11 protein-coding genes are annotated in these 10,422 nt (G+C 62.2%); 9 read left to right on the forward strand and 2 right to left on the reverse strand.

Features of this window, described 5'->3' with window-relative positions; translation table 11 throughout:
* Window positions 1–41: 41 nt before the first annotated feature.
* Window positions 42–863 (reverse strand): aldo/keto reductase, encoded by an 822-nt coding sequence (locus tag B2790_RS15560; protein ID WP_286919164.1) that lies wholly within the window; start codon window positions 861–863, stop codon window positions 42–44.
* Entirely contained in the window at window positions 851–1,756 is a 906-nt protein-coding gene (locus tag B2790_RS15565) for a LysR family transcriptional regulator (protein WP_025339255.1), read from the reverse strand. The genes B2790_RS15560 and B2790_RS15565 overlap by 13 nt, the downstream gene beginning before the upstream one ends.
* A gap of 140 nt (window positions 1,757–1,896) precedes the next feature.
* Here B2790_RS15565 and B2790_RS15570 point away from each other — a divergent pair, with 140 nt between their 5' ends.
* From B2790_RS15570 to B2790_RS15610, 9 genes are all read left to right on the forward strand, one after another.
* A complete protein-coding gene (locus tag B2790_RS15570; RefSeq protein WP_015270421.1) occupies window positions 1,897–2,595 on the forward strand; it encodes a CoA transferase subunit A in 699 nt (232 codons plus the stop codon).
* Window positions 2,596–2,630: 35 nt separating this feature from the next.
* Entirely contained in the window at window positions 2,631–3,287 is a 657-nt protein-coding gene (locus tag B2790_RS15575; protein ID WP_286919165.1) for a CoA transferase subunit B, read from the forward strand.
* A gap of 120 nt (window positions 3,288–3,407) precedes the next feature.
* The gene (locus B2790_RS15580) at window positions 3,408–4,826 is read left to right on the forward strand and encodes a short-chain fatty acid transporter (RefSeq protein ID WP_286919166.1); all 1,419 of its coding nucleotides are present in this window, start codon (window positions 3,408–3,410) and stop codon (window positions 4,824–4,826) included.
* Between the two features lie 187 nt (window positions 4,827–5,013).
* Window positions 5,014–5,556: a helix-turn-helix domain-containing protein gene (locus tag B2790_RS15585; protein WP_075045302.1), complete on the forward strand. Its 543-nt coding sequence runs from the start codon at window positions 5,014–5,016 to the stop codon at window positions 5,554–5,556.
* A 252-nt stretch (window positions 5,557–5,808) separates the two neighbouring features.
* Window positions 5,809–5,985: an EPS-associated small membrane protein EppA gene (eppA, locus tag B2790_RS15590; RefSeq protein ID WP_170978847.1), complete on the forward strand. Its 177-nt coding sequence runs from the start codon at window positions 5,809–5,811 to the stop codon at window positions 5,983–5,985.
* 258 nt (window positions 5,986–6,243) lie between these two features.
* Entirely contained in the window at window positions 6,244–6,801 is a 558-nt protein-coding gene (locus tag B2790_RS15595) for a polysaccharide biosynthesis/export family protein (protein WP_286099940.1), read from the forward strand.
* A gap of 24 nt (window positions 6,802–6,825) precedes the next feature.
* The gene (locus tag B2790_RS15600; protein WP_025339250.1) at window positions 6,826–7,941 is read left to right on the forward strand and encodes a hypothetical protein; all 1,116 of its coding nucleotides are present in this window, start codon (window positions 6,826–6,828) and stop codon (window positions 7,939–7,941) included.
* A gap of 19 nt (window positions 7,942–7,960) precedes the next feature.
* Window positions 7,961–9,523, forward strand: a complete 1,563-nt coding sequence (locus B2790_RS15605; RefSeq protein WP_286919167.1) for a GumC family protein — start codon at window positions 7,961–7,963, stop codon at window positions 9,521–9,523.
* Window positions 9,524–9,533: 10 nt separating this feature from the next.
* Window positions 9,534–10,340, forward strand: coding sequence for a CpsD/CapB family tyrosine-protein kinase (locus B2790_RS15610; protein WP_075045300.1), 807 nt, complete (start codon window positions 9,534–9,536; stop codon window positions 10,338–10,340).
* The last annotated feature ends 82 nt before the right edge of the window (window positions 10,341–10,422 follow it).

Genomic DNA, 10,422 nt, shown 5'->3' on the forward strand with positions numbered 1-10,422 from the left:
GGCACGCCCGCTCCCACAAAAAAACGATTCCGTGCCAGTCGCTACACCATCGCCAACCGCTGCTTGCGCGTCGGTGCCGGGAACGCCCGGTCGATCGCCCGCAGGTCTTCGCTGGTCAAGGTCAGCATACCCGCAGCCGCATTCAACCGCACATGCTCGGGCGTCACGGCCTTGGGGATGGCTATCACCCCATCATCACGGGTCACCCAGGCCAGGCTGACCTGGGCCGCCGTCGCACCATGGCGCTCGGCGATTTCCGCCAACACCGGGTGCTGCAGCAGGCGCCCGGCCTGGGCCAGCGGGCAGTAGGCCATGGTCGGTAGCGCGCGCTTTTCGCACCACGGCAACAGGTCGAACTCGATGCCACGCTGGGCCGGGTTGTACAGCACCTGGTTGGTGGCGCAATCGGGGTTGTGCAGTTCGCGCAGGTCGTCGACGTCGAAATTGGAAACACCCCAGCGCTTGATCTTGCCTTGCTCGCGCAAGCGCTCGAAGGCCTCGACGGTTTCCTCCAGTGGGTGCTGGCCACGCCAGTGCAGCAGGTACAGGTCGATGCAGTCGGTGCCCAGGCGCGTGAGGCTGCGTTCGCAGGCCGCCGCCATACCGCGCCGGCTGGCATTGTGCGGGTACACCTTGCTGACCAGGAACACCTGGTCGCGGCGCCCGGCAATGGCCTGGCCAACCACTTCTTCCGCGCCACCTTCGGCATACATCTCGGCGGTATCGATCAGGCTCAGGCCAAGTTCGATACCCTGTTGCAGGGCCGCCACCTCGGCCGCCTTGCGGGCCGGATCTTCACCCATGTACCAGGTGCCCTGGCCAATGGCCGGAACGCTCGAACCTGCCAGTTTCACGTAACGCATGTCACCTCCGGGATGCGGGTATTGGAAAGCAGTACCTCAAGCAGCGCTTGCGCCGCCGTGGAAAGCTTGTGTTCGCTGAGGGCAATCACGCCGATGCGGCGCTCGACCGTGGGCTCGACCAGGGTGACGCAGCGGGCGCCAAGCTCCTGCATCTGGTTGATGCACAGTGCCGGCACGGCACTGACCCCCAGGCCACTGGCGACCATGCGCCCGATGGTCGACAGCTGGTGGCTCTCGAAAGCCACCGCCAGTTTGCCGTGCTGGGCGGCCACGTTCTGTTCCATCAGCAGGCGCACCGCCGAAGGGCGTTGCAGGGCCACGAAGTCTTCGGCCAGCAACTGTGCCCAGCTGACCTGGGGCAGCTGCGCCAAGGGCGAATCGGCGGGCACCACGGCGACGAAGCGGTCCATGTACAACGGGTGGAAATCCAGGCCATCGATGTTGTCCGGTTCGAAGCCGATGCCCAGTTCGACGCGGCGATGGCGCACCAGCTCCTGCACCTGTTCGTTGATCACATCGTGCACCGTGACGTTGACCTTCGGGTATCGCTGGCGAAATACCTTGAGCGAGTAGGGCAGCAGGTTGCCAGCAAAGGCCGGCATGGCCGCCACCGAAACCCGGCCCAGTTGCAGGGTGAAACGCTGGCGCAGCATTTCTTCGGTGTCGTCCCAGTCGGCCAGCAGGCGCCGCGCCAGCGGCAGCAGTACCTCGCCCTCGGCAGTCAGGCTGACGCTGCGTGTGGTACGGCTCAGCAGAGCGCCGCCAAGGTTTTCTTCCAGGGCCTTGATGGTCAGGCTCAGGGCCGGTTGCGAGACATGCAGGTGTTCACCGGCCTGGGCGAAGCTCTGGTACTTGGCCACAGCGACAAAGGCGCGCAGTTGCTTGACGTTCATGACAGGCCTTTTGGTTGTTTTGCAAAAGTTATCAATCGATGATGAAAACAAAATTAACAAATCAGTCGCTTGCGGTGAAGATGTCCCCACACGCTCACCGACAGCCTCGTCGGTTCAACAACTACAAAAGGCGGATCAGCATGGCCGGACTGGACAAGCGCGTTGCAACCTATGAACAGGCCCTCGAAGGCCTGACCGACAACATGACGGTACTGGCTGGTGGTTTCGGCCTGTGCGGCATCCCGGAAAACCTTATCAGCGAAATCAAGCGCCGTGGCGTCAAGGGCCTGACCGTGGTCTCCAACAACTGCGGTGTCGATGGCTTTGGCCTGGGCGTGCTGCTGGAAGACCGGCAGATCCGCAAGATGGTCGCTTCCTACGTGGGCGAGAACGCCGAGTTCGAACGCCAGCTGCTGAGCGGCGAGCTGGAAGTGGAACTGACCCCGCAAGGCACCCTCGCCGAGAAAATGCGCGCCGGTGGCGCCGGCATCCCGGCCTTCTACACGGCCACCGGCTACGGCACCCCGGTTGCCGATGGCAAGGAAGTGCGCGAGTTCAACGGCCGCAAGTACATCCTCGAAGAATCCATCACCGGCGACTTCGCCATCGTCAAGGGCTGGAAGGCCGACCACTACGGCAACGTGGTGTACCGCAACACCGCGCAAAACTTCAACCCGCTGGCGGCCACCGCCGGCAAGATCACCGTGGTCGAAGTGGAAGAGATCGTCGAACCTGGCGTGCTGCTGCCCAGCGAGATCCACACCCCGGGCATCTACGTGGACCGCGTCATCGTCGGCACCTTCGAAAAGCGTATCGAAAAGCGCACCGTCAAGGCCTGAGCGCCATCCACCAGAACAACAAAGAGATCCTGACCATGGCACTGACCCGCGAACAGATGGCGCAACGCGTCGCCCGTGAACTGAAGGACGGCTACTACGTAAACCTGGGCATCGGCATTCCGACCCTGGTGGCCAACTACGTACCCGCCGACATGGATGTGATGCTGCAATCGGAAAACGGCCTGCTCGGCATGGGCGAATTCCCCACCGAAGGCACCCTCGATGCCGACATGATCAACGCCGGCAAGCAGACCGTCACCGCCCGCCGCGGTGCCTCGATCTTCGATTCGGCGCAGTCGTTCGCCATGATCCGTGGCGGCCATGTCGACCTGACCGTGCTCGGCGCTTTCGAAGTGGATGTGCAAGGCAACATCGCCTCGTGGATGATCCCGGGCAAGCTGGTGAAGGGCATGGGCGGCGCCATGGACCTGGTGGCCGGTGCCGAGAACATCATCGTCACCATGACCCACGCTTCCAAGGACGGCGAGTCCAAGCTGCTGCCGCAGTGCAGCCTGCCGTTGACCGGTGCTGGCTGCATCCGCAAGGTGCTGACCGACCTGGCCTACCTGGAAATCGAAGACGGCGCCTTCATCCTGCGCGAGACCGCGCCCGGGGTGAGCGTTGAGGAAATCATCGAGAAAACCGCCGGCAAGCTGATCGTGCCGGCTGATGTGAAGGAAATGACCTTCTAACGCATCATGCGATCCTACCCTGTGGGAACGGGCGTGCCNNGGCACGCCCGTTCCCACAGGGTTTTTGCGTTGTCTGGCAGTACTGCTTCACCTCATAAAACCAATAAAAGGAATTGAACTGTGGCCGCTGAAATCCAAGACAGCCGTTCCGCGCGCTTTGCCTTGCGCTGCTCCAACTGGGCCGAACGCTGGTTCCCCGATTCCTGGGTGTTTGCCGCCCTGGCGGTGCTGCTGGTGTGCATTGGCGCCCTGGCCATGGGCGCCAAGCCGACCGACACCGCCAAGGCCTTTGGCGATGGCTTCTGGAGCCTGATCCCCTTCACCATGCAGATGGCCTTCGTGGTCATCGGCGGCTATGTGGTGGCCAGCTCGCCGCCCGCGGCGCGGCTGATCGACCGCCTGGCGCGCATCCCCGGCAATGGCCGTTCGGCAGTTTGCTGGGTGGCGCTGATCTCGATGCTGGCATCGCTGCTCAACTGGGGCCTGTCGCTGGTGTTCGGCGGCCTGCTGGTGCGCGCCCTGGCCCGGCGCACCGAACTGAAGATGGACTACCGCGCCGCCGGTGCAGCCGCCTACCTGGGCCTGGGTGCCGTGTGGGCGCTGGGCCTGTCTTCGTCGGCGGCGCAACTGCAGGCCAACCCGGCCAGCCTGCCACCGTCGATCCTGTCGATTACCGGGGTGATCCCATTCACCGAAACCATCTTCCTCTGGCAGTCCGGCGTGATGCTGGCGGCGTTGGTGGTGGTCTCGCTGGTGATCGCCTACGCCACGGCCCCGGGCCCGAACAGTGCGCGCAGCGCCCAGGACTGTGGGGTCGACCCCAGCTTCACCGCGCCACCGTCACCCCAGCGTACCCGCCCGGGCGAGTGGCTGGAACACAGCCCCATCCTGATCCTGCTGCTGGTGGCACTGGCTGCCGGCTGGCTGTACCAGGAGTTCGCCACCAAGCCGGCGATTACCGCCATTTCCGGGCTGAACACTTACAACCTGTTGTTCATCATGCTCGGTGCCTTGCTGCACTGGCGCCCGCGCAGCTTCCTCGATGCGGTGGCGCGCGCGGTGCCGACCACCACCGGGGTGCTGATCCAGTTCCCGCTGTATGGTTCGATCGCGGCCATCCTCACCCAGGTGAAGGGCCTCGACGAGCAGACTTTGGCCCACCACATTTCGCTGTTCTTCACCCAGATCGCCACGCATGACACCTATGCCGTGCTGATGGGGGTGTATTCGGCGGTGCTGGGCTTCTTCATCCCATCGGGTGGTGGCAAGTGGATCATCGAGGCACCCTACGTGATGCTGGTGGCCAATGACCTGCAGTACCACCTGGGCTGGGCAGTGCAGATCTACAACGCCGCCGAAGCCTTGCCGAACCTGATCAACCCTTTCTACATGCTGCCGCTGCTGGGGGTACTGGGGCTCAAGGCACGCGACCTGATCGGCTTCTCGTTCGTGCAGTTGCTGGTGCACGTGCCACTGGTGCTGGTGTTGCTGTGGGCATTGGGTACGACGTTGCAGTACCTGCCGCCGGTGATGCCGTAAAGTCGGGGCCGCTGCGCGGCCCATCGCTGGCAAGCCAGGCTCCCACATCGACTGCATTGGCCCCAAGCCATGCGCAGTACCTGTGGGAGCCTGGCTTGCCGGCGATGGGCTGCACAGCAGCCCCAGCATTTCCCTGGCAGTCCACGTATGATGGCCAGGCTGCCTTCGCCTGGGAAACCCGCGTCACATGTCTATCCGATTGAAACTGCTGCGAAAGAAACTGGGGATGACCCTGGAGCTGCTGGCCGACAAGACCGGCATGACCAAGAGCTATCTGTCCAAGGTCGAACGTGGCCTGAACACCCCCTCGATCGCCGCCGCGCTGAAGCTGGCGCGGGCACTGAATGTCAATGTCGAAGAACTGTTCGCCGAAGAGCAGGCCGGCCAGAGCCGCTACAGCCTGGTGCGCCATGGCGAGCGCCAGGCCCTGGTGGGTGACGGAGCAGGGCCGGGGTACGCGGCCCTCACCAGCCAGGTCGGGCAGCGCAGCCTGCTGCCGTTCCTGATCCAGCCGCCGACCGAGTTCAGCGACCCCACGTTCAAGGAACACCTTGGCGAAGAATTTCTGTTCGTCCACGCCGGCCAGGTGGAGGTGGACTTCATGAACGAGCGGGTGCTGCTGGAGCAAGGCGATGCCCTGCATTTCAATGCCCAGACACCCCACCGGCTAAGGTCGGTGGGGCCGCTGCCGGCGCAGTTGCTGGTCGTGGTACACCACGCAGACGAGTAACACGTTGGGGCGCCAAAGTGCCCCACGGCCTTGCCTTTCTCAGCGATGAAACGTTGGCGCCACCAAGACAGCGCCCTTTGCTCAACTTGCGCGTCGATATTTTGACGATACTGATGGGCGTCTATTGAATTTTATTATAGTGTCGAATCGTTGACGCAATGCCATTGTGTTCATAAGCTCATTTCAACAGTGAAACAACTTCCGAACACCACGCCAACAAATAGTTGATTTTCCTCTTTACAGGAGGGGCGTATGCGCACGGCTCTGATTATCAAATCGATGTCTTTGCTGGCGCTGTTGAGTGGCGCGGCGCGTGCGGCGGATATGTATATCAATCAGAACAGTATCATCCCTGTTTCAACCGCAGGGTGGTTCTTTGCATTTGCTGTCGTTGGCTTTGTGGCAGTCGCCAACAGGAACAAGATCTGAGTCCGCCAGCCTGGGTTTAACCCTTGACGCCAGCGGCCCGGGGCCTGGCTTGTCAATTCCCCAGCCGTTGCTATATTGCCAGTAGCCCGTGCAGGTCCACGGTTGCAGGCAGCACAGCCCAGGCTGCACAGCGTCAAGGCAAGGCCTCTGGAAGATCGAGGCCATCGCGGTTGGCGTATGCCGCGAAGCGGAGCGAGAGTTGGTGTGTTGTTCTCATTCAGTGCTCTTTGTCGGGCCTTTTCGGCCGGAGGGACCCTCATGGTGCGTTCAATGTTTGCCGCGTTCTGCATGCTGATGGTGTGGTCTGGTGCCGGTACGGCCGACCCGCACAGTGCTACCTACCTGCTCAGCCCCGGCGATGTGGTGATGGTTTCGGTATGGCAGGAAGACAGCCTGCGCCAGGAAGCCACCGTACTTCCCGATGGCAGTATCACGTTCCCCCTGGCCGGGCGCATCGATGTTGCCGGGCTGGATGTGACGACCGTTGAAAAACAAGTGGCTGCCAAACTCGAGAAGTTTCTCCCCGACCCGAATGTCAGCGTTGTCGTCAAGAGCATCGCCGGCAACCTGGTCTATGTACAAGGCAAAGTGATCAAGCCCGGGCCGGTACAAATGGCAGGCCCTACGGCAGTGCTGCAGGCTTTGAGCATGTCGGGCGGCCTGGACAAGTTTGCAGATGAAAGCGAAATCAAAGTAGTGCGTGGCACCGGCGCTTCCCAAAAAATTCTGCCCGTGCGATATAGAGACCTGGTGTCTGGCCGGGATATGTCCACCAACATCCAACTGCAGGCTGGCGATACGCTGGTCGTTCCTTGATCTTGCCTTTAATAAGAACACTTAATGCCTCTTCTCAGAACAACTAGCATTGCAACGGCAATCTTGGTGTTGCCGTTTACGGACACAGTCCTGGCAGCAAATTGGCAGTCTACGGTGGTGGTACCGACATCCGTCGAACATGACAGCAACCCCTTGCTGCTGTCGTCGGGTGAAAAGGGCATAACGCGCACGATCATCGCGCCGGATTACACCCTGATCGGTACCTTCGACCGTGACGAACTGAGGTTGGGGCTGGGCGTGCATGTATTGCGCTCGTCCGACACGGCGGTGGTCGACAACCGTGAGGACCCCGACGTAAGCCTGGGCTGGCAGCGCCAGACCGAGCGCGGGCGGTTTGGCCTGCTGGCGCGTTACAACGAAAGTTCGACGCTGTCGGGAACGGTGCTGGATACCGGCGTGGTCACCACCGATGGTACGCAAAAGCTGTATACGCTGGCCGGCAACTGGAGCCAGGCGGTTACCGAACGCAGCACCTTGAGCAACGAAACCACGTACAACCGTGCCCGTTATGACATCAGCACGCTGACGGGTTACGAAGAACTGGGCAACGTGTTCACCTGGACCTACGCCTGGAGCGAGCGGGCTGATCTGTACAGCCGCTTCGGCGCCCGGCGCTATGAGCCCGAGCAGGACCAGACGGCGACGGCGTCCAACAGCTACAGCCCGGCGGTCGGGGTCAAGTACCAGTTCTCCGAACGCCTCAGCGCCGATGCGCATGTGGGTGTCACCGAGGTTTCCGGTGACGAAGGTGGCCGACGCGGGGAGGGTGGGGTAGCGCTGCTGTATACCGGTGCGCGCGCCGTCGCCAGCTTTACCGCCGAACGCAGCACAGTGGCCAGCGCCGAAGGCGGCTTCGCCGAGCTGGACCAGGTGCGCGGTGTGTGGAGTTACGCCGTCAGCGAATTGACCCGGGTGGGCGCGGACGCTGCCTGGCAAGACAGCAAAGGGCAGACCCCCAACACCCTGCAGACCTACAGCGTGTGGGCCAGCCGCGAGTTTTCGCCGTACTGGGACCTGCGCCTGTCGCTGATGTACAAGGATCGGCAGCAGGATCACGAAGCTGATGCAAACGCTACGATCGTGGGTTTGACGTTGACGTACAGGTACCCCGACATCTGAACTTCAGGCAGGTGGCCCCATGAAGTCCGACTACGAGCTCTCCCTCAGAGATTACATCGCCATAATCAAGGACCGGGCCCTGTTGTTGGGGGTGAGCATCGTAGTCATTCTGGCCGCGACCGTCGCTGTCGCAGTGATGGTGCCGCCGATCTACCAGTCGACCGGCACCATCCTGGTGGAGTCGCAGCAGATTTCACCCGAGCTGGTATCGACCAACAACACCAGCTTCGCCGATGAACGCATCGAAGTGATTCGCCAGCGGGTGATGACCCGCGAGAACCTGCTGCGCATCATCGACAAGTACAACCTGTTCCCCGACAAGCGCTTCAGCGATAGCGACAAGATCGACCACATGCGCAGTGCCATCGTGGTCGAAACCCTCACCACCTATGTACGCGGACGCGGCGAAGCAACCGTGGCGTTCAATGTGTCCTTCGAGCACAAGCAGCCGGAGGTGGCCAAGGAAGTTGCCGACGAGTTGGTCACGCTGTTCCTCAACGAGAACCTCAAGCAGCGTACCGAGCGGGCCAACGAAACCACCGAGTTCCTCACCCAGGAGGCGAACAAGCTGGGTGCCGAGCTGGCCAGCCTGGAAAACCAGCTGGCGGATTTCAAGCAGGCCCACGCCAATGCCTTGCCCGAGCACCAGACCCTGCGCATGAACATGCTGTCACGCTCGGAGCTGGAGTTCCGCGAGGTCGACCGTGATTACAAGGCCGCCCAGGAAGAGCTGCGTTACCTTGAGCTGGAACTGTCCGCGGCCAGTGCCGGGCTGGCTACCAAGGTCGGCGAAGGCCCCAGGGTGGCCAGTGCCGAGCAGCCCCAGGACCTGCCCAGCCTGAAGGCCGAGTATGCCCGGCTGCTGAGCCGCTACAAGGAAGCCCACCCCGATGTGGTGGCGGTCAAGCGCAGGATCCAGGCGCTCGAAGCCAGTGGCAATCGCACGGCTGCGGCCTCCACGGTCGGCCTCGATGTCGCCCGCGTGCGCGCCAAGATGAGCGCGGCACAGGTGCGCATTGCTTCGCTGGCCGAGCAGAAGCGCGAGCTGACCCGCAAGATGGAAGGCTACGAGGCCGAGATCCTCGAGGCGCCGCAGGTCGAGCGTGGCCTGGTGACCTTGATGCGTGACCACGACAACGCGCGCAAGAAGTACGAGGAAATCCGCGCCAAGGAAATGGGCGCGAAGATTACCGAAAGCCTCGAGCAGGAGAACAAGGCCGAGCGCTTTGTGCTGCTGGAGCCACCGCTGATGCCCGAGAAACCGATCAAGCCCAACCGCAAGAAAATCGCCGCGCTGGGCCTGGTGCTGGCACCGGCAGGTGGCGGTGCGCTGGTGATGCTGCTGGAAATGTTCAACCAGCGCATTCGCGGCGTCGGTGCCCTGGAAAACCTGCTGGGCAGGCGGGTGCTGGTGGCGCTGCCATACATCGATACCAAGGCCGATGTGGCCAGGCGCAAGCGTTGGCGCAACTGGCTGATCCTGGCTGCACTGGTGCTGGCGGCTATCATGGTGGTGCTGGTGCACGTGTTCTACATGCCACTGGATGTGCTGTTGTTCAAAGTCATGTCTCGGTTTGCATAGGAAAGCAGTGATGGACAGGACCAAGCCGGCTGTTGGCAATAATCTTCACCAGGTTACCCCGGGCACTCCGCAGGCGTTGTCACCCGCCCCAGGTACGGCGCTGGCGGAAGTGCCTGGCCAGTTCGATTACGTGAACACCAAGGTGGTGCCGCTGCGCGCGGAGCACCTGGAGCGTCACCGTATCGTCGCCTACAACAAGAACTCCAACATGAACGGGCCGATCGACCTGCTGCGCACGCAAGTGCTCAGGACCATGGACGAGAATGGCTGGCGAACCTTGGCCATCACCTCGCCAACCCCTGAAGCGGGCAAGACGGTGCTGTCGATCAACCTGGCCATGAGCATCGCCCACCACACCACCAAGACTGCGCTGCTGGTGGACTTCGACCTGCGTCGGCCCAAGGTCGGCAGCAGCCTGGGCCTGCCCATGGACCAGGCGTTGAACGAGTTTCTGACGGACAAGGCCGAGCTGCAGGACTGCCTGGTCAACCCGACCCTGCCTCGGTTCGTGGTACTGCCCACGCGGGTACCGGTGCCGTTGTCTACCGAGATGCTGTCGTCGCCCAAAGTGAACAACCTGATCAGCGAACTGCGCAACCGCTACGAGTCGCGCATCTGTATTTTCGATTTGCCGCCGTTGCTCAGCTCTGACGATGCGATCACCGTGATCCCCAAGTTCGACTGTGTGCTGCTGGTGGTGGCCAACGGTATGAACAACAGGAAGGAAATCGAAGATTGCCTGCATCACCTGGCCAGGGTGAACCTGGTGGGGACGGTACTGAACAAGGCTGACGAGCAGCCTCGGACCTATTATTGAGGCACAGGATTCTGGGGCTGCTTCGCAGCCCATCGCGACACAAGGCCGCTCCCAGTATCTCGACTTTCGCCTCCCAAGAGGA

The sequence above is a fragment of the Pseudomonas sp. UBA6753 genome (assembly GCF_002453565.1).
GTDB lineage: Bacteria > Pseudomonadota > Gammaproteobacteria > Pseudomonadales > Pseudomonadaceae > Aquipseudomonas > Aquipseudomonas putida_Z.